At 31.3% G+C, this 23,497-nt stretch carries 26 protein-coding genes; 12 read left to right on the top strand and 14 right to left on the bottom strand.

Annotated elements, in window-relative coordinates:
* Nucleotides 1-165 precede the first annotated feature (165 nt).
* The 3 genes from HYG87_RS00580 (at nt 166) to HYG87_RS00590 (ending at nt 2,755) form a co-directional block, all read left to right on the top strand.
* Nucleotides 166-1,158 carry a hypothetical protein gene (locus HYG87_RS00580; RefSeq protein ID WP_211533306.1) on the top strand — a complete coding sequence of 331 codons (993 nt, stop codon included), beginning with the start codon at nt 166-168 and terminating at the stop codon, nt 1,156-1,158.
* A 167-nt stretch (nt 1,159-1,325) separates the two neighbouring features.
* Nucleotides 1,326-1,616 carry a hypothetical protein gene (locus HYG87_RS00585; RefSeq protein WP_211533307.1) on the top strand — a complete coding sequence of 97 codons (291 nt, stop codon included), beginning with the start codon at nt 1,326-1,328 and terminating at the stop codon, nt 1,614-1,616.
* 134 nt (nt 1,617-1,750) lie between these two features.
* Nucleotides 1,751-2,755 (top strand): hypothetical protein, encoded by a 1,005-nt coding sequence (locus HYG87_RS00590; RefSeq protein WP_211533308.1) that lies wholly within the window; start codon nt 1,751-1,753, stop codon nt 2,753-2,755.
* 271 nt (nt 2,756-3,026) lie between these two features.
* Here the strand turns inward: HYG87_RS00590 and HYG87_RS00595 are convergent, their stop codons facing one another.
* From HYG87_RS00595 to HYG87_RS00610, 4 genes are read right to left on the bottom strand one after another with little or no spacing between them, the layout of a single operon-like run.
* Nucleotides 3,027-3,404 carry a hypothetical protein gene (locus HYG87_RS00595; RefSeq protein WP_211533309.1) on the bottom strand — a complete coding sequence of 126 codons (378 nt, stop codon included), beginning with the start codon at nt 3,402-3,404 and terminating at the stop codon, nt 3,027-3,029.
* 35 nt (nt 3,405-3,439) lie between these two features.
* Nucleotides 3,440-4,885, bottom strand: a complete 1,446-nt coding sequence (locus HYG87_RS00600) for a tetratricopeptide repeat protein (protein ID WP_211533310.1) — start codon at nt 4,883-4,885, stop codon at nt 3,440-3,442.
* A 26-nt stretch (nt 4,886-4,911) separates the two neighbouring features.
* Nucleotides 4,912-5,190, bottom strand: a complete 279-nt coding sequence (locus HYG87_RS00605) for a tetratricopeptide repeat protein (protein WP_211533311.1) — start codon at nt 5,188-5,190, stop codon at nt 4,912-4,914.
* A gap of 20 nt (nt 5,191-5,210) precedes the next feature.
* Nucleotides 5,211-5,519, bottom strand: a complete 309-nt coding sequence (locus HYG87_RS00610) for a tetratricopeptide repeat protein (protein WP_211533312.1) — start codon at nt 5,517-5,519, stop codon at nt 5,211-5,213.
* Nucleotides 5,520-5,733: 214 nt separating this feature from the next.
* Between HYG87_RS00610 and HYG87_RS00615 the strand changes: the two genes are divergently transcribed.
* Genes HYG87_RS00615 through HYG87_RS00625 form a run of 3 tightly spaced genes read left to right on the top strand, consistent with a single transcriptional unit; the run spans nt 5,734 to nt 13,376 of the window.
* Nucleotides 5,734-8,982 (top strand): helicase-related protein, encoded by a 3,249-nt coding sequence (locus HYG87_RS00615; RefSeq protein ID WP_211533313.1) that lies wholly within the window; start codon nt 5,734-5,736, stop codon nt 8,980-8,982.
* Nucleotides 8,975-10,837, top strand: coding sequence for a hypothetical protein (locus HYG87_RS00620; protein ID WP_211533314.1), 1,863 nt, complete (start codon nt 8,975-8,977; stop codon nt 10,835-10,837). Before HYG87_RS00615 ends, HYG87_RS00620 begins: the two co-directional genes overlap by 8 nt.
* 1 nt (nt 10,838) lies before the next feature.
* A complete protein-coding gene (locus HYG87_RS00625; RefSeq protein WP_211533315.1) occupies nt 10,839-13,376 on the top strand; it encodes a DISARM anti-phage system protein DrmE domain-containing protein in 2,538 nt (845 codons plus the stop codon).
* Between the two features lies 1 nt (nt 13,377).
* On the opposite strand, the gene HYG87_RS00630 is transcribed toward HYG87_RS00625, so the two are convergent.
* Entirely contained in the window at nt 13,378-13,806 is a 429-nt protein-coding gene (locus tag HYG87_RS00630; protein WP_211533316.1) for a YkvA family protein, read from the bottom strand.
* A gap of 70 nt (nt 13,807-13,876) precedes the next feature.
* A complete protein-coding gene (locus tag HYG87_RS00635) occupies nt 13,877-14,026 on the bottom strand; it encodes a hypothetical protein (protein WP_211533317.1) in 150 nt (49 codons plus the stop codon).
* A gap of 54 nt (nt 14,027-14,080) precedes the next feature.
* Here HYG87_RS00635 and HYG87_RS00640 point away from each other — a divergent pair, with 54 nt between their 5' ends.
* Nucleotides 14,081-14,581 carry a DUF488 domain-containing protein gene (locus tag HYG87_RS00640; RefSeq protein ID WP_249164862.1) on the top strand — a complete coding sequence of 167 codons (501 nt, stop codon included), beginning with the start codon at nt 14,081-14,083 and terminating at the stop codon, nt 14,579-14,581.
* A 261-nt stretch (nt 14,582-14,842) separates the two neighbouring features.
* On the opposite strand, the gene HYG87_RS00645 is transcribed toward HYG87_RS00640, so the two are convergent.
* Together HYG87_RS00645 and HYG87_RS00650 are read right to left on the bottom strand one after the other, a co-directional pair.
* On the bottom strand, nt 14,843-15,604 hold the full coding sequence (locus HYG87_RS00645) for a CPBP family intramembrane glutamic endopeptidase (protein ID WP_211533318.1): 762 nt from the start codon (nt 15,602-15,604) through the stop codon (nt 14,843-14,845).
* 11 nt (nt 15,605-15,615) lie between these two features.
* Entirely contained in the window at nt 15,616-16,884 is a 1,269-nt protein-coding gene (locus HYG87_RS00650; RefSeq protein ID WP_211533319.1) for an alpha/beta hydrolase, read from the bottom strand.
* 119 nt (nt 16,885-17,003) lie between these two features.
* Between HYG87_RS00650 and HYG87_RS00655 the strand changes: the two genes are divergently transcribed.
* Nucleotides 17,004-17,432, top strand: coding sequence for a MarR family winged helix-turn-helix transcriptional regulator (locus HYG87_RS00655; protein WP_211533320.1), 429 nt, complete (start codon nt 17,004-17,006; stop codon nt 17,430-17,432).
* 63 nt (nt 17,433-17,495) lie between these two features.
* Here the strand turns inward: HYG87_RS00655 and HYG87_RS00660 are convergent, their stop codons facing one another.
* Together HYG87_RS00660 and HYG87_RS00665 are read right to left on the bottom strand one after the other, a co-directional pair.
* Nucleotides 17,496-17,906: a signal peptidase I gene (locus HYG87_RS00660; protein WP_211533321.1), complete on the bottom strand. Its 411-nt coding sequence runs from the start codon at nt 17,904-17,906 to the stop codon at nt 17,496-17,498.
* 108 nt (nt 17,907-18,014) lie between these two features.
* The gene (locus tag HYG87_RS00665; RefSeq protein ID WP_211533322.1) at nt 18,015-18,581 is read right to left on the bottom strand and encodes an SHOCT domain-containing protein; all 567 of its coding nucleotides are present in this window, start codon (nt 18,579-18,581) and stop codon (nt 18,015-18,017) included.
* A 242-nt stretch (nt 18,582-18,823) separates the two neighbouring features.
* On the opposite strand from HYG87_RS00665, the gene HYG87_RS11020 reads away from it, so the two are divergent.
* From HYG87_RS11020 to HYG87_RS00675, 3 genes are all read left to right on the top strand, one after another.
* The gene (locus tag HYG87_RS11020) at nt 18,824-18,946 is read left to right on the top strand and encodes a hypothetical protein (RefSeq protein ID WP_256438690.1); all 123 of its coding nucleotides are present in this window, start codon (nt 18,824-18,826) and stop codon (nt 18,944-18,946) included.
* Nucleotides 18,947-19,110: 164 nt separating this feature from the next.
* The gene (locus HYG87_RS00670; RefSeq protein ID WP_211533323.1) at nt 19,111-19,494 is read left to right on the top strand and encodes a nuclear transport factor 2 family protein; all 384 of its coding nucleotides are present in this window, start codon (nt 19,111-19,113) and stop codon (nt 19,492-19,494) included.
* Nucleotides 19,495-19,531: 37 nt separating this feature from the next.
* Nucleotides 19,532-19,996 carry a hypothetical protein gene (locus tag HYG87_RS00675; RefSeq protein WP_211533324.1) on the top strand — a complete coding sequence of 155 codons (465 nt, stop codon included), beginning with the start codon at nt 19,532-19,534 and terminating at the stop codon, nt 19,994-19,996.
* A gap of 105 nt (nt 19,997-20,101) precedes the next feature.
* On the opposite strand, the gene HYG87_RS00680 is transcribed toward HYG87_RS00675, so the two are convergent.
* Nucleotides 20,102-20,470 (bottom strand): DUF5518 domain-containing protein, encoded by a 369-nt coding sequence (locus HYG87_RS00680; RefSeq protein ID WP_211533325.1) that lies wholly within the window; start codon nt 20,468-20,470, stop codon nt 20,102-20,104.
* A 524-nt stretch (nt 20,471-20,994) separates the two neighbouring features.
* On the opposite strand from HYG87_RS00680, the gene HYG87_RS00685 reads away from it, so the two are divergent.
* Nucleotides 20,995-21,933, top strand: a complete 939-nt coding sequence (locus HYG87_RS00685) for a type II CAAX endopeptidase family protein (RefSeq protein ID WP_211533326.1) — start codon at nt 20,995-20,997, stop codon at nt 21,931-21,933.
* Between the two features lie 102 nt (nt 21,934-22,035).
* On the opposite strand, the gene HYG87_RS00690 is transcribed toward HYG87_RS00685, so the two are convergent.
* The 3 genes from HYG87_RS00690 to HYG87_RS00700 all read right to left on the bottom strand — a co-directional run bounded on the left by HYG87_RS00690 (nt 22,036) and on the right by HYG87_RS00700 (nt 23,475).
* On the bottom strand, nt 22,036-22,179 hold the full coding sequence (locus HYG87_RS00690) for a hypothetical protein (RefSeq protein WP_211533327.1): 144 nt from the start codon (nt 22,177-22,179) through the stop codon (nt 22,036-22,038).
* A gap of 133 nt (nt 22,180-22,312) precedes the next feature.
* A complete protein-coding gene (locus HYG87_RS00695) occupies nt 22,313-22,777 on the bottom strand; it encodes a methyltransferase family protein (RefSeq protein WP_211533328.1) in 465 nt (154 codons plus the stop codon).
* A 227-nt stretch (nt 22,778-23,004) separates the two neighbouring features.
* Nucleotides 23,005-23,475 (bottom strand): zinc-ribbon domain-containing protein, encoded by a 471-nt coding sequence (locus HYG87_RS00700; RefSeq protein WP_211533329.1) that lies wholly within the window; start codon nt 23,473-23,475, stop codon nt 23,005-23,007.
* Nucleotides 23,476-23,497: the final 22 nt, after the last annotated feature.

Here is a 23,497-nt window from a genome sequence, read left to right on the forward strand (position 1 = left end):
GAATTTTTTGATTTTAAAAAATCCAAAACATTTTTAGAAATTAAAAGTATATTCAATTTCAAGACTTTATGAAGTTATAAACGCTGTTTAAACGGTTTAAATAGAATTGGATTGAATTTTGATCTAGGGATGGTTATATTTATGTCTATGTCTCCAATAAAGAAAATGGAAATTGATGATGATCCTGTTTTAGATTTATGGGAGGATTATATTTTTTTTGAGATAGTTGACAATTATTTTGATATATCTGGTCAAATACAAGATGATAGGCTTGGATATTTTGAAATAAATATGGAATTTTTCAATGAATTACTAAAGGATTGGAATAAAGGGATTTTTGCAGATAAATTAACAAAAGATCAAAGTAAAAGGGTTGAAGACATTATAAATAGGATTTCTGAAATTTTTAAAGATGGCCCTTCTATTATTAATTATGGACCTCAAGTTGAAGTAACGGAATTAGAAGTTGTAAGATTTTATTATGAAACTAAAATAGAAAATCCGTCTAATTACTATCCTTATTTAAAAGAATTCAAATTGGGAGAAGTGGAATTATTGTTAGATGAATTAAAAGCAGAAATGATATTTTTGCGACTCGTTCCTTACTACGTAGCAATTCCCTTATTAAAAGAAATAATTCAACAAAACATAGATAATATCGAAAGTCTATCAGAAATTGTTAAAAAAAGAACTGAGATAGATTCTGTCTTAAAAATGTTGTTAAACTTAATGGAAAAGCCTAAAAGAGAATTTAAATACCCAGCATATGGGCTTTCTTACATGATATTTAATTTTTTAGCGGAAAATAATTATCAGCCTTTATCTTCAAAAGCTTATTTCATTAAATACATGGAAATAGGGGATAATCTATTTGATGTAACGTATAATTGGCCCTTTGGTTTATATCGGGAATACTGTAATCGTGGGAATTTCCATGATATAGAATCACGTAAGACTCCTATTGAATATGGTATTTATACTTTTAATTATGAATGTTTTAAAAGTTTTTATAATGATTTTAATAATAATCCTAAACTTAAAAAAGAGTATGAATCTTATTTACCGGATTTTGAAAATGAAATGAAAGAAATAAACACATTAATCGAGAATGATGACATTTTAATTAAAAATAACCAAATGTTATTCTATTTCGAATAATTAGATAATTTTTTAATAATCTTGTAGTAAGATCATATCTAATTTAATCAAGTATTTTGGCTGTTAAAATGAAATAAATTTTAGATAATGACGCTGGAATGGAGTTTAATGGTCGATGGGCTTTTAGGGTACGATTAATAGGAAGAAATATAAAAGAGGGATTAATAATGGTAGAATACGATATAAACCCAATAGAAATAGAATGGAGTTTTTACACTGCTAAAACGAAATCAGGCGAAAAAATTATTTTTATGGTAAATGACTTTGATAAAGAGTTTATAATAGTCAGAGGAGATAAAAGCCAAGCAAAAGAGTTAGAAAAAGCGTTTTGGGAAGAAGTTAAATATAATGAGGAAGAAGACGGTACTAATTTTATGTACCCTGATTATACTAATGTTATAGTTAGAAACACAGATGATAGTCCTTTCTGGGAGCAATACAATCCAGATTGGGAATAATGGATGTTTTAAAAAAATATATCGACTTCAGTGTTATATCCAACAAACAAGGATTGCGACCTATTGAGGTTAAGTTTATATTTCAAAAAATAAATGGGTATTTATATTTTTATGTTTAAATAGAGGTTTTAGGTATGCTAGATCATGAAGGTAATCCTATAATAAAAATGGAATTAGATAATCATCCTATTTTAGATTTATGGGAAGATTACAATTTTTTAGAAATTATGGATAATTATTTTGATATTGAAGACCAGATAAAAAGTCCCAGCTATGGATACTTTAAAATTAACAAATCAAGTTTTAAAAAATTAAAAAAGGATTGGGAAAAGGGTAAATACGATGATAAGTTAACTTCTACTGAGAAGGAAAGGTTTTCCAGTATTATTCATGAAATTTCAGGAATATATAAAAAAAACGGATTTAGTAAAACTAATTTCAATGCTGGATATTTTGAAAAATCAGGTACCTTAATGTTCTATTATGAAATTAGTTCTGATAAATCTTCAATTATTGATTATGCCTTTATTAAGGAATTTGATTTAAAAAATAAACATAGTTTGTCCTTAAAAGATTTGGATTCTTTTAGCAAACGTGAAGGTAGACTAATTCCATATTATATCCATATCCCTTTATTAAAAGAATTAGTTGCTAAAAAGATAGATAATATTGAGGATTTTTCCAAAATTGTTCAAAAAAGCCCGGGCATAAATAGTATATATCAGCCTTCTTTTTGGAAACCCGACAAAGAAGTAATGATGATATATTTTTCATACACAGTTTTCCATTCCTTGGAGGAGAGCAACTATATTCCCCAGTCACCTAAAGCATACTTTATTAATCATCTAGAGATAATGGATGATGAGGTTGATCTTTTTAGTCCTATTTCCGCCGTATATGATAATAATTCCATATACTGTGAAAAGAAATATCCTCCCCGGCCAGAGTATGGTTTTGAAGCCATTGATTTAGGTTGTTTTAAAAAATTCTACAATGCTTTAAAAAATAATCCGGAACTAAAAAATAGATACGAATCGGAGTATAGGAATGGATTTTGTGATAATATTGAGAAAATAAATATCCTAGTTGAAAACAAGCAGATCCTTATTAAAAATAATAAGATCTTATTTTATTTTTAAATAAGATCCACTACATTTTTACAATTATGCCTAATTTTTTTTTTAAATTAATTACAATCTTTTGTTTAGTACAATTCTCTAGTTTATTTATAATGGGATGTTCTTGCAGGAGCTGCTAGATAGTCCTTACTGTGGCTTATTTCCTTTTTATAGGTTTTAAAAATCAATAATTTATTTAATAATATAAATTAAGTAAAAAAATACCTATATTGCTGTCTTTATTGAGGTATAAAAAATTATAAAAAAAATAATGTATTATTAGGAAATCAAATTAAATACAAAATTCATAGTTATCTAAATCATTAGTAATCATTTTTTCAAGGTTATTCCTCTTCATTCGATTTTTACAATTTATTTTAATTTGAAAAAAATTCTCATTGCTATCTTTGAATATTAAATCTGAAAAATAGGTCTTAGAATTTTTATCGAATCCATTAACTTTACTAATATAAAAACTATTTTTATTATGAATGATGTTTCCAGAAAGTTTTTTCGTAGAAACTGATTGATAATTCTTTACTAAATTATTTAATATACTTTCCTCGTTATTTTGCTTATCAATATCCAGATTTGGTATTATTTCTAATCTAAAATCATCAGAATTAAAAATTAATTCCCCTTTAAAAGAATCCAAAATAAATTTTTCCATCTTACTTACTTTTTCTAATTCTGGCCCAATAATCTCTAGACATATATAATACCTCCCTTTTTGAATTTGATTAGAACATGATGTGCTTTAGAAATACTGCCATAACTATAGATCCGTTGATAATTATTTCCTAACGTATCTTGTAGTATTTTTCCTTTGATATTTTCCCTTTTCAAAAGCTTATATGAATCCATTGTAACTTTAAGGTCAATATCATCTGATGAATCTTCATTATCATTTTGGCTCTCTTCAATTATATTATTTATATGCAAATCATTATTTATCAAAAAAATTACACCATATGGTAAAAGTCCCATCTTTATTCCAAATTTTTCATTAAATGGAGGCATATTATCTTTATTTATTGATTCATCAATTTCTTTTGGCTCTATTTTTAATTCGAAGCTTTTTTCACTTTTATTTACTTCAAGTTGCTCCTTAATCTTATTTTTCATAGATAATACTGAAGACTTATCATTATCATCTAAATTCAATTTTAAAGCCTTATCAAAAAATTCAACTGCTTCTTGGTCTTTTCCTAGCCGCGAAAGTGAAACTCCTTTATTTATTATTGCTCCAATACATAGATTGTTATATTTTAAGGTTTCCTCAAAGCATTCTAAAGCTTCCTCATACTCCTGCGTCATTGCATATAAATTTCCTTTATTTAACCAAGCCATATACTCTTCTGGATTAATTTCTAATACTTTATCATAGCATTCTAAAGCTTCCTCATATTTCCCGAGGCCATTGAGAATATTTCCTTTATTGGAAAAAATCATTATTATATCATTTTCATCAAGTCCTAAAGATAATGCCCTATCATAACATTCAAATGCTTCTTCATTTTTTTCCATTTTTGCAAGAGCAGAGCCTTTATTTAACCAAGCATCTGCATTATTTTCATCATATTTTAAAGTATTATTATAGCATTTAATTGATTCATCAAGCCTATTCAATAAATTCAATGCATTTCCTTTGATTAACCATGCACTATGATTTTCAGGATCTCTTTTTAACTCTTCATTGGCATGTTTCATAGACTCTTCTAACTTTCCCAATTCGATAAGTGCCATACCTTTATGAATATTAACCATGGGATAATCTGGATCTGAATTTAAGACTTTATCAAAATATTTTATAGCTCCTTTAGGATTTCCTAGATTAATTAGAGCTATTCCTTTATTATCCAATGCTCTAGTATGATCTGGTTCACTCTGCAATACCTGATCATAACATCCTATTGCTTTTTCAAAGATTCCCATATCTGCAAGTGACATTCCCTTGTTTAAAATGGCATCAAAATTATTAGGTTCTATCTTTAAGACTTTATCATAATATTTTATAGATTCTGCATAGTTACCCATATTAACTAAAGCCTCTGCATTATCTAATAGCATATCAACTGTTTCAAATTCTAATTTAAAATTTTTAAATTCAGAAGTTCCTTTTTGTGAAAGTATGTATTCTTTTAGTTTCAATAAATGATCGTTATCGGGATCTATTGCTAAACTTCATCAATGCATTGAATAGCTTCTTTGAGTTTACCCATAGTTGTAAGGATGCCTGCTTTATTGTATAATGCTTCTGCATTATTTAAATCTAATAAAATAGATCTATTATAAAATTCAATTGATTCATCTAGTTTTCCTATTTCTGCAAGAATAGTCGCTTTATTGTTCAAGGCCCCAATATGATCCGGATTTATATTTAATAGTTCATCATAGCATTTTAGTGATTCCTTGAATTGTTGAGAAAATAGTAATTCATTAGCTTTATTAAACAATGCAGGGGTATTATTCGGTTCTATTTTAGTGATTCATCAAAACATTTAATAGCATCTTTTTTATTCCCTAATTGAGCAAATATATTACCTTTATTAAACCAAATTCCAAAATTGGAAGGATTTATCTCCAGGGCCTTATCAAAACAATCAATGGCTTCTTGATGTTTACCTAAATACGATAAAGCCACTCCTTTACTATTTAAAGCATCTGAATATTCATCATCAATTTTTAAGGCAGCATCAAAAGATCTTATGGCATCTTCAAATTTATTCTGATTTAAAAATTCTACCCCTTTTTCAAATAGCTTTTTTGCTTTTTCATTAACCAATATTTCACCACCCCTGATTCTAAAAATAAATTTTGAACAATAATTTTTGTATCAAACCAATCTTATCGCTAAATTAAATTTAGGTATAATCTTAAATAGTTTACTAATAATCAAATTAATAAATGTTCCTATTAAATTCTAATCAAAAAAGATATATTTATAATAATAAATGTAAGTGTATAGACTTTTTATATATAAAATAGGAGTCGGGCAATTGGATATAAAAGCAAATCAATACACTAAATTCACAGATATTTTGGCCTATGATGTTTTAGAGAAATTAAAAGGCAAGCATGATAAATTTGATAGATTTGAAAGCTTTGATAAGCCATCTAAAACATTTATTTTAGGAACACTTGCAGATAAATCAAAAGATGATGAAATAACCTTAAAACGAAAAAAAACAAGTGTAAAAAATAGTAGTTTATCTGTAAAGTTTTTATTAGAACAATTTAAAGATCCTATAACTGTAATTCCCAGTTTATCAGTGTATTATCGTGTTTATCCCACTTTTGAAGAGCAGATAAATTTTATTAAATCGAAAAATTTGGAAGATGATAAAACTGTTCCCTTGGCCCGCATATGGAAAAGAAAAGATCTTAAATTCAATCCTATTTCCTTAAAAATTGATGATTTAGACCATTATCTTGATTTTGAGGTTGTCATTGGAGACATACGTCTTGAAGAAGATTTATATTTATCTGGAACTGAAATTCCTATATCTTCCCTGGAAAATGATTCCACTTTTTATTCCCACATTGATTCTCTAAAAAATAAAAAAATAATTCCCAACTTTAAATGGGAATGCAGATTGTATTTAGAGAAAGATAAATTATTACACCATCAGGAAGAACTTCTGCTAGTTGAATTAGGAATGGTAAATGAAACAGAAGAAAATAATAGATATGAAACATTTTTATTTGATTGTCAAATGGAAATAGAATTAAATAAAAATGAAATAAAGCCTTTTATATATAATTATAATTATGAAAATTATCTTAAATCCTACGAAAGTCACCTTAGATGCTTAAATTGTCATGCGAATTATAATCCTAGTGAAAATAGGATAACTACTCAAAGTTATGCTAAATTTAATCAAATAAAGGTTTCCCCCAGAAATTCTATTAAAGATTTAAAATTTGACTTCAAATCATTGATGCAGGATTCAGGCTTAGAAAAACTTCAAAAACTCCAGGATCTTATGGAAAATCATTATGAAGATTGCCTTGGATCAAATTATGATTTAGAGTACTTGAATTCTTTAGATAATTTTAAAAATATGCAAGAAAGATTCAAAAATGGATTAGAAATTTTAAAATCTGAAAAAAATATATTTAAAGCTTTTAAATTTATGAATAAATCTTTTCTTAAAAATTCTAAGGGTTATGATTCTTGGAGAATTTTCCAGATAGTATTCATTGTTTGTGTGATTCCGGAAATTGTCGAAAAGAATGCTCAAAGAGATGTTTGCGATTTACTTCATGTAATGACAGGTGGTGGTAAGTCCGAAGCTTATTTTGGTATTGTGCTTTTTTCAGCATTTTATGATAGATTATCTGGAAAAGAATTTGGAGTAACTGCGCTTACCAAGTTCCCCTTAAGAATGCTTTCCATTCAGCAGTTACAAAGAATTGCTAACTTGTTCATGTGGGCTGAAGAAATAAGAAAAGAAGAAGAATTAGGTGGCGAACCTTTTTCTATAGCATATTTTGTTGGCCAAAGTAAAGAATTCCCCCGATTTAATAACGATATCATCAAAAAGATCTTGAAAGCTAAAACTAAAAATAAGAAAATTGATGGTAGAATAATAGATTCCTGTCCCATTTGTCAGGGAAACGTATTTTTAGAAGTAGATCCTCAAAAACAGATTATATTACATCAATGTGATGAATGTAATCGGAATTTCAGATTATTTTTTACCGACGATGAAATATATAGATTCATACCTACTTTCATTGTATGTACTGTTGATAAATTAGCAGGCATAGCATTGAACCGTCGTTTTAAGAATTTATTTGGCGGAAAAATTGATGAGTGCCCTAATGGTCATGGATTTATGCCTAGAAATGATAGTTGTGAATCTACCACTGATATTAAATGTGGAGAATTTGGAAAGCCTATCAATGTTTCTTTTAATACCGGCCCTTCCCTTATAATCCAAGATGAAATGCACCTAATAAAAGAAGGATTTGGTACAATTGATTCTCATTTCGAATCTCTATTTGAATCAATGCAATATGAATTTACAGGTGAAAAATTCAAGAATATTGCCATGAGTGCCACAGTTACTGGTGCTAAAGATCAAATAGAACATCTCTATCACAAAAAAATACGTGTTTTTCCCTGTAGGCTTTTAGATAAAAATAACAATGATTTCTTTTTTGAAAATATTTTAGAGAATAATCAACCGGTACAACAACGGCAGATTATTGGATTAAAACCTAATCTAAGAGATAATAATTTTGCATTACTATTAACCTTAAATTATATTTCTGAATTCATTAAAAGAGTTGAAGATGATCTTACTAAATTTGCAGATATGCATGATTTTAATCAAAATGAATTAGTTGAAATCTTAAAAAGTTATAAAAATATTTTAACTTATCATAATAAAAAATCAGATGTTCATCAGATGAATTTTTTCTTAGATGATTATGTAAACTCTAAAACAGAACTTTATCAAATTGAACCTTTAATTTTAACGGGAGATAATTCGTTAGACCATATAAAAGAATCTATTAAGCATATTAATCATTTTTATGATGATATTACGAAAAAAGAGAAATTATTAGCAGTATTTGCTACTAGTATTGTTTCCCATGGAGTAGATATAGATAAATGGAATGTGATGATGTTTCAGGGTATGCCACGAAGTACCTCTGAATATATTCAAGCTTTAAGTCGTGTTGGTAGAAAATACCAAGGAATAATATTTTTATGGTTTTATCCTAATCGAACAAGAGACTTGAGCTTCTACCAGAATTTTAATGAATATCATAATATATTGGAACATAAAGTGGAAAATGTTCCTCTATCTCGCTGGGCTAAGTTAGGATTTAAACAGACATTTACTTCTGTATTTAATGCTAGTATTCTTAATTATCTGTCTAATGTGTTGGAGAGACCTATTTATAGTATACCTGCTGCTGTTGAAGTATTTTCTGATCCGAAAAATGTGGATATCTTAATAGAATTTATTAAGAAAGCGTATATTTCTAATTCTAAGATGCTAGGGTCTGAATTTTTTGATGATGAAATTGAAAAAGAAGCATTAGAACGAATAAAATACTTAGAAGGTTATGGGGGACCAGCAACTTCCTTTTTCCCTAATGCTCTTAAAGATAACGATAATAAATATTATAAAACCCAGTTTGGGATGAGGGGTATTCAAGATGAGATACTATTATCTCCAAATTACTATGACTTTGGCTTTTTGGCCAGAAAGAGGGATTTGAATGAATGAACAAAAAATTAACTTTCCAGTTTACAGTGCTCTATTTCATGTGGTAGATAACCTAATTTTTACGCGGGGAAAATTTTCTTATAAAATAGATAGAATCATGGGAGATAATAATGATATTAATCTAGAAATAAGAAATGAAGAAAGATTAAAAAACAAACTCTTTAAAGAAATCCTAAAAAATTATAATTCTCGTATAGATCATTATAAACTTCTCTTGAATAAGTTATCCCCGGCGGATATCACCAAATTTGAGATTATTAAATATAAACTAGTTTCAAATTCTTCGTTGGATTCTTCTGGTAATTATGGTATATATCCTAGATCTTTTTTTTGTAATAAATGTGGGGATATGAGATCATTTAAAAATAATAAGGAATGGGAACAATTCAATCCAAAAAAGTGCAGAAACCCCAATTGTAAAGGAAAATATCAGCAGGTCCCTTTATTGAGGTTTTGCGAGCAATGTGGAAAAGTGGAACCACTAAATTATTACTGTAAGGATCATGGAATTGATAATTGGAAACTGATCCGGCCTGAAGCTAATGTTCCTAGTACCTGGAAAGTAATTTGCACTAAATGTCAAATGAAAGGGGCTAAACCTAGCGATATACTTGCTTATAAATGTAATCATACCATTTATGGCGAAAAAATATGTGAAGAAGATTATACTAGATTTAGACCTTTGGTAGCAATTGAAGGGTCTGTCTTAAATTCAGTAGTAATAACCGTAGTGGATGTTCCTCAATTAAAGTATAATGCCCTATTACCGTATTTAGATTATATATTATTAGGCTTATATCTGAACAGATTTGATTCCATATTTGAAAAAATTGACTTAAAAGGCAAAATTGACATTGATAAGATTGATTTATATTTAAAACTAAAAAACGATCCTAATTTGAAAGATTTAATAGATGGCGGGATGGTTAATCCTCATTTAATGGATATGGTGAAAGATTTATTATATGAAATTGAATCTTTGAAACTAGAGTTCACGGGTTTCAATCTAGAAAATATCAATGACTATTTAATCTTAAGCGGAGTATTTTCTAAGGATTCCTCTAATGTGACCACTTTTATTGATTTCATTAATTCTATTGATGATTCTAATAAAAAAGAGAATCTAGAAAATAATTTTAATGACCTTAAAGAAGATTTCAAAATTGAAAATATTAGTTATGTAGCTGACATTCGCCTTATAGCGTCATCAATTGGAGTTAATTTAGGTATAAATAAATTCTATCAAAATAATTTTATACCTCATTTCCAACCGCTCTGGAAAAATAAAAGTAAGGATTCACTAAGAGCCTATTCTTATCCTTTTGAAACAGAAGGCCTTATATTTGATTTAGATAAAGTTTATGTTGTGAATTGGTTAATAGAGAACAAAATTTTACATAAGAATCCAGTAAAAACTAACGAAGAAGCTATAGAGATTCTATTTCAAATTAAAGAAAATACTCCTGAGTATGAAGAATTAAAAACATTGCTTCATACATTTGCGCATGTTTTAATCAGAAGATCATCTTTATATACTGGTCTTGATTCAGACTCATGTGGTGAACTTCTTTTTGTAAACACAGCATCTTTCTTAATCTATTCAACTTCTAATATTAACATTGGCGGATTTTCTTTTGTATTTGAGAATTCTGTAATTGATTGGTTCAGAGACGTTAAATTGGAAGTAAAAGATTGTGTTTTTGACCCTACATGTATTCATGAAACAGGGTCCTGTTTTTCATGTATTTATTTGCCTGAGTTTGTTTGTTCTGAATTTAATCAAGCATTGGATAGAGATATCTTAATAGGTAAGAAAAGGTATAATGAAGGTTTTTGGGTAGATTTGAGGGATTAAAATGGAAAAATGGGCATCAAAAATTCACCATATAAATACTTATAATCCGGACTGTAAAGATGCAATGGATTATTATTACAATACGAAGCTTACTGAAAACATAAGTCCACTAACCAATTTCTTTCTAAACACATTTTTAAATTCGATGGATAAAAAAAACATCATTGTAACTTTTCCAGATAATATTTTAAGACCTTTACCCCTAATAGCGTACAGTTACTCCTTTTTAAAAAATAAAAGTACCATGGTATTTACTTCCAGTACAAGAGGCCTTGAAAATAAGAGCCCGAGAGAAATACATAATATGGGATATTACATGTTAAATTGGGATGGTGAATATCTTTTTTATGATATACCAATTGGCTTTATTTTTAAAGACAAGGTTGAGGCTAAAATAAAAATGCCTTTAGCTAATCGTAGATTTAAGAAGAAATATATTGAACACTTAAAAAACAATTTCACTAATACAAATGGCCCTAAAATATTGCTTTATGCGGATAATGGTACTAGAATAGTTGATACAGTAAATAATATTCTTCTAGATAATAAAAATAAATTTAAACATGAAATGAATTTTGATTTAGGCTGTATCATATTTGAAAATGTTGATCGATATGTGAATTCTAAATACACTAGTAAACAGTTCATCAATTGGATTAAAGATTATCACGATAAAGATATTAATTTCATTTTTCATTTTTCTAATCCTAATTCTCCCTTTATTAATTATATAAAAGATAAAACAGATTCCTTTGTCATCCCCTTTAATAATGGAATTTTAACTAACAATGAAGGCATTTCTATACCCTCTTTGGAATATTATGATAAGAAAGATCCAGTAGAAATAAAAATTATAGAAAATTATAATTTAGATAGACCTTACTTTTATCATAATGATAGCGATATAACTGTTTTTGAACCATTATTAGAGGCCGGCAATATTGATAAACATTTCATGGAAGCCAAAAATTTATTAAAAAGAGTACTGGAAGACCAATTATTTAATAAAAAACTATATTATCGTTCTTTAGGTTTATTATACAGTTTACAGGATTTAATTATTAATCCTTCTAAATATAAACTAAGATATGGCGACAAAGACATTGGATGGAGATTTTTTTCCATCACAGAATTTTTAGAAATGTTTCAAAGTAGGCTCCCCAAAGAAAATACCTTTAATCAATTAGTTTTAGGTGAATATATAACTCAACTAGAAAACATTTACTCTGAATTGAGTAAATGTAGACGTTTTGGGGAAGAAAGTTCCTTTAATCGCATTGGAAAAGATTACAAAATATTAGAAATAGCTCAAAATAAAAACGATTACTTTAGCGATCATGTTTTAATGATAGGAGCCTATTCTAATTCTGAAGCTTCAGTTTTAAGGGAAGAATTAGAGCGTTGGGATATAGATGGTATTGAAGTTAGACATATTGGATGGTTAAATAAGTCTCACTTTGATAGATCTAATTATAGTTTACTCTTACCAGGACCCATACCGGTTAAATACTTTTCTGAACTGTTAAGGCCCTATAAAAAGATTTTAGTACTAGCCTATGAAGGATATAACTTTAATCGAATTAAAGACCAAATGAAACTGGTTTCTGATTTTTCAGTTAAAGAAGAAATTGTTTCTATGAACTATTTTAAAGAAATATATGAGTTCATGGGAATTCCTCAAAACGATGCCTTATTTGAGGATTATCATAAACGTATAAATGAAAAAGAAATAGAAACAGATACATTACCCTCGGGAAACGTTTCTAATACTTTTGATGATCTTAAAGAACTAATATCTATAGATTCATCAGAATATAAAGAAGATTTAGATAACTTAGGACGCATGATTAAGCATATAAAAAGTGCTAATCAAAGGACCGAGGAGAGTAAAGAATATTCAGAATCTCTGGAATTTTATTTACGTAATCTAGAAACTGGTAAAAAATACAAAAAAACCCTACCATTGGCAAAAACTTATTTCTTTTTAAAGAATATAGGATCTAAAATTGAAGAGGGAAGTCCTAAAGAATTAAAACCAGGTAATTTTGTTATAGTAATTGATAATGATGAGAAAAAAACTCTATTACAACTTATAATAGAAATCTATGATCTAGAATCTAGTATTGATAAAGAGATTATTGAATTTTGGAAAGAAAGGTTAATGTTATTTATAAAAGATACTGGTATCAAATATAAACAATTTTACGATGCTTATAACAATTTTGGTGGAGAAAAACATTATCAAACTGTATTAAATTGGTGTAAAGGTCGGGTAATTGGCCCGGAAGAATCAAAAGATTTGTATTATATTGGAAAAATACTCGACGAAGAAATCTTGATTAATAATCATAAATTAATCTCTGAAGAAATTGGAAAAGTGCGCAATATTCATCGAACCACAGGAAGAAAATTAAAAAAGGTAATAAAATCAGTGATTTTTGAGGGAAGTGGTTTAGATGCTCAAAATCTTAATTATGAAGAGTATCTTTTCTATGAGAAAGTAAAAAATGGGATTTACGAAGTTCTTGAAATCAAGTAGGTCATTCTATTAATCCTACATATCTCAAAATATGATCTATTTTATCCTCCACAGCATCTTTAGATTTTTCATAGCATTCATCAATTACTTCTTGAAGATCTTTTTCGCTTTCCCATAGCTCTTCTAAGAATTCAAATCCCATTTTATTTTCAATATCTTTTAAAACATAAAGACATACGAATATATCATCAATATAACCATCAGGACCGTAAATTGTTTCAGGAATCACATCAAAAGGTGCAACATAGTAAGCTAATGCTGCACTAATCTTCAGTCGGGTAGCAGCATCAACTTCATTTTGATTTAGAACCTCAGTTAATAATTTAAATAAATCAGGGCCATAATTAATGAATTCTTCATAATTTCCATCATAGTCCTCAAGATTTTCTCTAATAACATCATAAAAATCTTTAAATTCAATTTCTTCCATAGATGCACCTCAATAACCTATATTATTAACTTCTAATATATATCTTAACTAATAGTAAAAAATAACTTTCTTACTTATTTTTTAATAATTTTAACTCTAAAATTTGCCCTTGTTTAGGTTTAAGTTCACTTAAGCATTCAATCAAATTTACTTTATCTCTAAAATCATATTCACCGGTTTTATATTTTACCGCACGAGTTTCCCTAATAACTGATTCCATTTTCACTCCTCCCTATCATAATATATTTATACTCTTGATTATTATTTATTTATTGTGAAATCATTAAATGAATTATACACCATAGGCCATAGCAACCATGACCTGGAAAAATTTTTAAAACTACTCCACGATAACCAGGTGCAGCTTTTAGTGGATGTAAGGTCATCCCCCTACAGCAGATATGTGCCTCACTTTAACCGGGAAAATTTAAAGGATTCTTTGAAAAAATGCAATGTTGACTATATCTTCCTAGGGGATAAAATAGGGGGAAAACCTAAAGATCAAAGCTACTACACCGAAGGTAAGGTAAATTTTAATCTTATAGCCCAAAGTGCCCCTTATAAAGAGGGAATTTTGCAATTTATGGAACTTTCATCCCAAACATCTTCAGCTTTACTGTGCTCTGAAGAAGATCCTTACCAGTGTCATCGCCATAATTTAATCACCTCCACACTTCTAGAAAAAGGAGTGGAAGTTAATCATATCCGGGGAAATGGTAAAGTAGAAAAAATTACTCGTATAAGTAAAAAAGATGTACAAACCAAGTTATTCTGATGACCTATGAAAATTTATACCCTTGGATTTACTAAAAAAAGTGCCCGGGAATTATTTTGAAATAATCTATGTAAATATTGATGGCCTATACCCTTTCCCTACTATACTGAATCGTGATTTTTATTAGCCATTTTTATTTTTGAAGGATTTCTAAAAATAGGCTTATTTTTTTTTAGATATTAAAAAAGAAAAATAGGGTTTAAACTGGAAAATTAGAATCCAGTTTTACTTACTTAAAAAAAAGGATAGAATATATTTATTTTATACCAGTAAGGGCAGTACCACATGCAGCACAATATCAGCTGAAAAATGGGATATCATAGCTGATTCTAATCCTTTTTTCCAGTACAACCATCCAAATATCACCCCACCAATACCATTTAAGATCACCGCCCTAAGCACCACCAGGGGAGTAAGGGCCGTAAGTGAACTGGTTACTGGTAAGTGCCCCAGACCAAATAGTACTGCTGATATGATAATAGCTAACCATACCCCGGCAGGGGTGGGTTTTCCCTCAGGAGTACTTTTAATCTTATAAATAATCCACACCACCAGGCTCATGAAAAATAGCCGGAGTGTTATTTCTTCATTTATTCCACCATAGAAAGATGCCAGAAATCCCTGCCAGGCAGGAGGACTAATGGAAGGTTCCAGTAAACTGATGGCTACACCGGCCAGGGAAAACAAATACTCAAAACCAATAATGAGAACTCCGGCTAATAAACCCAGCCCTACTGATATTCCCATAATTGATTTCAATTTACTTTTTACTTCCCGGCCCTCCAGCCAGTCTTCCAGAACTGGTAAGCCCAAGCCCACCTTCTTTGCTATTTTTAATCCTAAAAATATGAAAACTGCAAATATCACCGCATTTTGGATAACAGTTCCCAGTAAAAATACATAAAAAGGAACCGGTAAATCTTGCCATAAACCCTGAAGAGTTAAAGTGTAAGGCGTTATTGCTGCTGCTCCCAGGATACTGGCAAGTAGTAAAATAATAAATAATTTCCAGAATGTTTTCATTTTTTTCACCCTTAATTTATCCATTTAACCATACAATCTATTACTTCTTTTTCCACATGACCCTCCACCAGGTACTCCTGGGGAGTGGATTTACCCTCACCGGCTATAAATAAATGATTCAATAATGGGAAAACCTGGAAACTGGCATTATCTTTATTTTTAAGGGCTTCCTTCCATCCTTTAAAATCAACTGATTCCAGGACCTGATAATCTCTTCCCCCCTGGAGAACCAGAATATCCATATCCAAAGATTTAATAATAGAGGAGGGGTCATGCTCACGCAGATCCTTCCAGTAATTAACTGGCATATCCAATGGTAGGTCCTGCCGGGTAATGTTTTTAACAAAATCAGGATCCTTTAATTTCTCCACCTTTTCTTTTAAATCATCCAGCTCAGCCTGCTCATTTTTACTTATTTCTCCCTTTAGATTATAAAGATAAGTATACTGATCTAATATGGTTTCCTCCAGAGAACGGGTTATACCAGCCATAAGAATTATCCCGGCTAATTCATTATCTTCTCTTCCTATACGGGGGGCCAGGGTGGCTCCTAAACTGTGGCCTATTAAATATACCCTGTCCGGGTCTATGTTTTTGCTGCGTCGCAGGAGATGAATGGCTAGAAGGGCATCGTCAATTACTTCTTCTTTAACTGTTATATCCTCCACTTCTTGCGCGGTTAACTCTTTAGCATACTGGAAGGTTCTTTTATTATAGCGGAGTACGGCTATGCCCTTAGAAGCTAAACCCCCTGCCAGGTCCCGGAATATCTTATTTTGCCCTATGGTTTCATCCTGGTCATTAGGGCCGGATCCATGCACCAGCACCACTCCCGGAAAAGGCCCGGAACCAGCGGGCATACTTAAAGTTCCAGGTAAGGCCCATTTTCCCTCTCCTACAGTTACTTCCACCTCCCTGAAGGAGGAAGGGTCCACGTAATCTGGAGGATTATACTCGGTGGTGGTGGGGATGAAATTCAAGCCACTGATTTTTCCCTCCTTTTTAAAAACAATTTTTACTTCAATATCTGCTCTCTGGAAACCATAATGAATAGTGACCATATGGTAACCTTCCATTGGAGTTATCTCCATCTCATTTTGTTGCAGGAGTGCTCCTGCCGGGGCAAGGGTATTTATCCAGGCTTCTTCTAATTGTTCCTGGTTTAAGGCGTTTTTCATATCCTCATCAAATCTGCTCCAGGCGGATGTAAAATCCCCCTGTAAGAGTTCGTCCATAAAATCCTGTGCTATTTTTTTTAAATCTTTTTCTGGTGAATTCATAAAATTTAAAACCTCCCAAATACTATGCACTGTAAACTATTTGTAAATCAAACTATATGTTAACTATAATATATAGGTATCGGAATATTTATATCCTGAAATGAATATACAAATTAACCATGAATACTGAGGATATCCGCACCGTCACCGACCTTTTTGATGAAATAAATGAAAAACTGATGAAAACCAGTCAGGAAACTCTGTTAAATATTTATAAGGATTTAACCATAGCCGAGGCCAATGCCATCTATGCCATAGGGCCAGAAGGACCTAAAACCATGAAAGAAATCGCCCAGGCCCTGGGAGTTGCGGTTAGTACCCCCACCCGAATAATAGACCGGCTCCTGGAAAAAGGTTTTGTAAGTAGGACTGTGGGAAAAGAAGATCGCAGAAAACTATTAATTGAACTAACACCCCAGGGGAAAAAATTAGTAAGTGATATTGATAACGAATCACTGGAAGTAACTAAAAAAATGTTAAAGGGCTTATCTCCTGAAGAGATAGAAACCTTTACCCGGATACTCTTAAAGATAAGTGAAAATATTTAAGGGAAGAAATTTTCTATTCATTAGATTCTTTATTATCTACTTAACCGGATTTTTAAGCATTATTTATAATCCCCGGATCATTAAGTTAATATGCCCTATTTCAGGAAATACATATACAACTTTTGATATCTCCTTTAAGGGTACCCACCCAGGGTAAGGATCTGGATTTTTGTCTGCTTTCATTTCATAGAGGGGATTTCCATTTGAATCATTTTTAATAGAAACAACTCTGGCTATTACCGGCTGGGGATACCAGGTGGCATCATAAATAACTACATCTCCCTCTACTATAGTATCTGGATTTTTATTAATTATTACTATGTCTCCCTGGTTAATAGCTGGGGACATGGCGGTATCTACCACAACCCTCATATCCGATGATAATAACATCCCGGCAGCACCTATAAATGATACGGAAGCAATTAAAAACACCATAACAATTAAAATGATAACTTTATTAGATATTTTATTCATTAAAATTCTCCATTATCTTAATTTAAACGAATTTAATAGATGTTCATCTTGATTTAATCTACAATTTTCTCCGGGTATAAAGTAAATAAACGGCAACAAAATTTATTTTTACAGTCCTAATAGTTCTTTTTTCTTTAATTCGAATTCTTCTTGAGTTACTACGCCCATATCTTTTAATTCAGCTAATTTTTTAAGTTCATCCAGGGGACTAATCTTTAATTCTGATTTATTATGGGATTCATCAATTTTTTGACGTATTATTTCATATAATTCTTTTAATCTTTTATCATCACTTCTAAATGAATATTCCACACTGGATAGGTATACTTGAATACTGGGCAGGGCTAAAAATTTACCTGCATCATAGTCCACACTAGTTATATTATCGTACCTGATGTGCTTTGTGCCACGATCTTTTCCTCTCCAGAAGCTTTTTTTATGGACTATTATTTCATTTTCATCTAATTCTAAAATACCTTTAATATATCTGGAATTGTTGCCCAGGCTTACTCTTCCCGGCATTGATTCATAGAATGAAACTGCAATCTGTAGATTAGTCTGCTCCACAGTATTATCTTGATTTTTAGTTTCATTTTGATTTAGACTCCTTCCACAATTTTTACAATAATTACTAGTCTCCAGGTTTTCAGTACTGCAATTAATACAATTTACCATATTACCACTACCCCCATCATGAATTTTTGAAATTTTATAAGCTAAAAGTTAATAACAATCATGATTTTAATTTCAATTTAATTTAATGAAATTACTTTTTTTGAAGATAGGGGGCCATATTATTACAACTCCCTAAAGCTGCAAATTCATTTTCATAATTGTAAAATTTTATATGTATTTGTTTATAATATATATTATAAAGATTTAGGATTATACCTTAACTATTTAAAGAGAGATCTACCTTGTTAGATAAAAGAAAAAAAAGGCTAAAGAAAAAAACAGGCACGGTATGTCTGGTTTACGACTCTGAAGACTATTATGAGGACATTGTGGACTACAATGACGATGAAGACTGTGGTTTTTAAGTAAATTTTTTTTTATTCTAGTTTTTAGGTTAATTAGACTGAATTTCAGGATTTTTTTTTAAATTGATCTATAGATGTCTTATAATTACCTGAGATTCTATTCCAGTAATTAACCAGAAAAATATAATAGTATTGCCCTTATCATATTAAAATGAGGTAAATCCATGGAAAACCAAGAAAAAATCAAAATGGTAGAAGACTACATTCTAGCTTACAATAACTTCGACGTACCGGGAATGGTATCCTATCTCCACGAGGACATGCTATTCCAGAACATCTCCCAGGGAAAGGTCACCCTGGAGTTAAAGGGCCGAAACTCTTTCACCCGGCAAGCCTACCAGGCTGTAAATCTTTTCAAAGAAAGGGAAATCATAATCACCGAGGTAAACTTTGAAAAAGAGGACATGATAGTTAAAATAGACTACAAGGGCACTCTGGGAGTGGATGTTCCCGATGGACCAAAAAAGGGTGAAAAAATAGAGTTAAAGGGGGGTTCTATTTTTCAGTTTAAAGAGGGTAAGATCAGTTCTATTAAGGATATTAATTAAATAATTAATCTAAATTGGATACAGGGAGGAATAAAATTTGATGGAGTATCTTATATTCAGTGCACTATTTACTGTGCTGCATATTATATCCTACTACACCGCCGGTGCTATTAACTACCGCTTCACCAAAGATATCTACACTGGAGAAGATTCTTTATCCACCTACTTTCTCCGGGATACCTCTAAAAAAGATGAGGCATTGCGAATAAATAAATTATTAATCCCGGGCCAGATAATCCGGGGAGTCTTGATGTCCGTGGTACTATACCCTCTCCTGGGACCCCTGGGAGAACTATCATTTGTGCTGCGCTTTGCTTTTTTAGGGGGAATAATGCTGATTTATGCTGATTTTGCCAGTGCCATACCATTTTGTAATACTATCGAAGGTCTAATATACATGAAAAAACGCTTTGTCACCCGGGATATATTCTTAAAAATCGGTTCAGAGGCAGTAATCTACAGTGTGCTTTTTGGTTTACTTAGTAGCTACTTCCTATTCTAGAAACCCGGTGATAATCAATTATTTTTGTATGCAATAGATTTGAAGGAGGATATCTCTTTCAAGTTCACAGGATCTATAATTCCCTTTACTATAAAAAATAATTTCTTATACTGATTTTTTGATTATACTACCTACTGCCCCACTAATTGCTCCAAAAACACCATATAAAATTATTATTAAGATTGCTTCCACTATCCCGGTAACAGGCCACAGTGCCTGGGCTGTACTTCCTAATCCCAGGATATATAAGATCCCTATAACTGATCCTCCAATAATACCCCCTACTAAACCCACCAGTGCGCCATGAAGGGCCCCGCTTTTATAGCCTTCCCCCACCCGGTAACCCACAAATAAGGTAGCCAGTATAAAGCCTATAATACCACCCAGGTCCCCGGCAAGCTCTCCCAGAATAAGCCACAGTAATAAAGAAAGTAATAAACCTTTTCTGACTTTTTTCCAATGTACTTCCATCATAATTTTAACCCCTCCAATCAGCTAATTTTTTAATAGTTATCCTTAATAACCCGCATCCAATACCGGAAAATTCTCCTTAAGGCCATTAATTAGATTAAATTACTCTGGATAAATCTAATAGATAAAAAAAGGTTCTAAGTAGAGGGGTGCTTCCCATAATAACTACTAATGAAGCAAAATTTTCCTTTAAAACTGTAACTAATCTAATTATTTTTATAAATTGATTTATCTTCAGTATTATTTTATGGATAATTTCATTTATTATAAATTACTATTAGAGGGATATTAACCCCGGAAAAAGGGGTAGTTTCAGATAATATAATCCCTAATTAAAAGGGGCACCATAGAAATCTAAGTTGAATTTCTATAAAACAGTTTAGATAACGAAAATTAGAAAAAGACCTGAAAATTAGCTTTTTTAATTTATTTTATGAGGGATATGATAAGTAAAAATATAAATCAACTGTGCTTATATTCTTTAATAGTAAAAAAATTATCATGAAAATTAAAGGGGTTGTAAAAAAGTGGTAAAATCAGGTGAAAGGAAAAAAGAAGGGATTACCATAAGGGGATTGATGAACTATTTTTTAACTGGAAAAGGGAATATTACGGGGGATGAACCATCAACTCCGGCCACTAATCCAAAAAAGACAGTAACTACTTTTGTTGTGTTAACCTTTGCTTTATCCTCCATTTTCTGGTACCTTACATCCCGGACACCTTTAGTTGCAGATAATGCCACCATTCTACTTCTCTATACTGTTGGTTCTATGTGGTGTCCGGCCCTGGCTGCTGTTATCACCCGTTTATACTACCAGCGTAATTTGAAGGGATTCGGGTTTGGCCTGGGAAAACCCATCTGGCTTTTAGTGGGCATCCTGCTCCCCATTGCTGCCGGGCTTATCATGTTTGGTTTAGCATGGATATCAGGGATAGCACCTTTTAACCTCGAAGGGGCTGCAAATATCCTCACCCTTACTTTCATACCTTCCTTACTATTTGCAATAGCTTTAAACTGTTTTTTTGCCGCTGGAGAAGAGTTTGGTTGGCGTGGATTTTTAGTACCGGAACTGGCCCGATTCCAGACATTCACCCAACTTGCCCTATTATCTGCGGCTATATGGACTCTCTGGCATTTTCCCATGATCCTCTTTGGTCCTTATCATGGGACCGGGTCACTGATATTCTCCCTGGCTGTTTTTATTCCCTCGGTGATGGGGGCCGGTTTAATCCTGGCCTGGCTTCGTATCATATCCGGAAGTGTATGGGTGGCAGTACTTTTCCATGGATTCTGGAACTACTTCATCCAGCAGTTCTATCCCGCCCTCACTCAGACTACTGATTCAGGAGAGATGATGCTGGGGGAGTTTGGATGGTTTGCAGCCATCATGTATGTGATTCTGGCTATCATATTCTGGTATTATAGAAAAAAACTTCCTGAATTACCGGCAGAAGGAGTATAAAGATTTAGTGCCCCTTTCCAGGGGAAACCATCTTTAATTTTTTCTGAATCGATTTTACCATAAAAAAATAATAGATAAGTAGATTTCCTGGAGAACTTTTTTTTAGAATAAACCTGAACCAAAAAAGTCATCCACGCAGTATCCATCTCCCCCCAGATGGTCCTGACAGTAGCATCTTCCACAAACAATACATTTACCTGCAGCGGGCTTCCCACAGAAATCACATTTTTGGCAGTTATTTTGCATAATATTAATATTATTTTTCTTTAAAGATATTTTTTTTTTCAAATTTTTTTTACTAATTGAAATTTTTTGAATGATTTATAGTAAAAACCCTTAAATCTATATAGATTTTTAGGTAAAATCACCCCATCTGTTTTCATTTATTTATTTTTTTCCAGGGCTTCAAACGGGGGATCCATCGGGGAACATTATCCCTATATTCTATATATTCATCCCCAAATTTCTTTGTTAAATCTACTTCTTCTTTATATACAATGTAAATATGATTTAAAATGAAGAAAAATGCAGTCCATAAGAGTAACTCCCATCCTGAAAAAATCAATGACTCTCCTAATAGAATCATGCTAACCGCAGCGATCATAGGGTTTCTAAGATGTGCATGGGCACCAGTTACCACTAGATTCTCTGGAGGATCCCAGGGTGCCAGGGTTCCTCTACCTCTAATTATAAATAATTTATTGGTAGATATGAAAAATCCTAATCCAATAAAAACTAATAATATACCGATAATTAACTTAAAGGCAGATAAAAGCGAATCTAAGGTTACAAGTTGCAGATTAAAATTTATAATTATAACTAAAGGGACTATTATAGTAACCATGAACGGTAAGATTAGTGAAATTAGAACTCTTAAAATTAATTTCATAGATGAATACTATATGTTATTTGTATCCTATAAAACTTATAAAGTTAATAAGGATCTAGGGGCCATATGACATTCTTGGCCCTAATTGGCATACTCCCTGGAATAAGTTTTTAGGAAATTTTTTTTAGAATTCATTCTCAAATATGTCTTTAATCCTGAATTTTGATTATTCTTAAGAAGGCCTAATCATAATAATAGGCATCACAATCCCGGCAGACTATCAGTGTAGAACTACCATCACTTAATAAATCAAGGGTGCCTCCACAATAAGGACAATCGGCATTGGCAGTGGAAATACCACTTTGATGGTCATAGTAGAAATTCCTTAAAGAATCATCACTAACACTGGAAGAATAATCACGGCTATAATCATAAGAACTGTAACTATCATAAGAACTGTAACTGCTACCAGGATAACTACTGGTACTTGCATCTGGAGATAAAAGACCAATAATCCCTACTAAGACTATCATACCTACACAACAAGCCCCTACCAAGGTTAAAGCTTTTACTCCATTATTTTGAGAACTCCACCAGCCTGCTGCGGGAGTATTTTCACGCACCTGCTTTTTTATTAAGGGGGTTCCACAGTTCATGCAAAACCGGGACCCTGGCGGACTATCACTGCCACATTGATTACACTCCCGGGACATAATAACACCTCCACTTTTTAAA

The organism is Methanobacterium alkalithermotolerans, assembly GCF_018141185.1.
In the GTDB taxonomy this organism is placed as follows: Archaea; Methanobacteriota; Methanobacteria; order Methanobacteriales; family Methanobacteriaceae; genus Methanobacterium_F; species Methanobacterium_F alkalithermotolerans.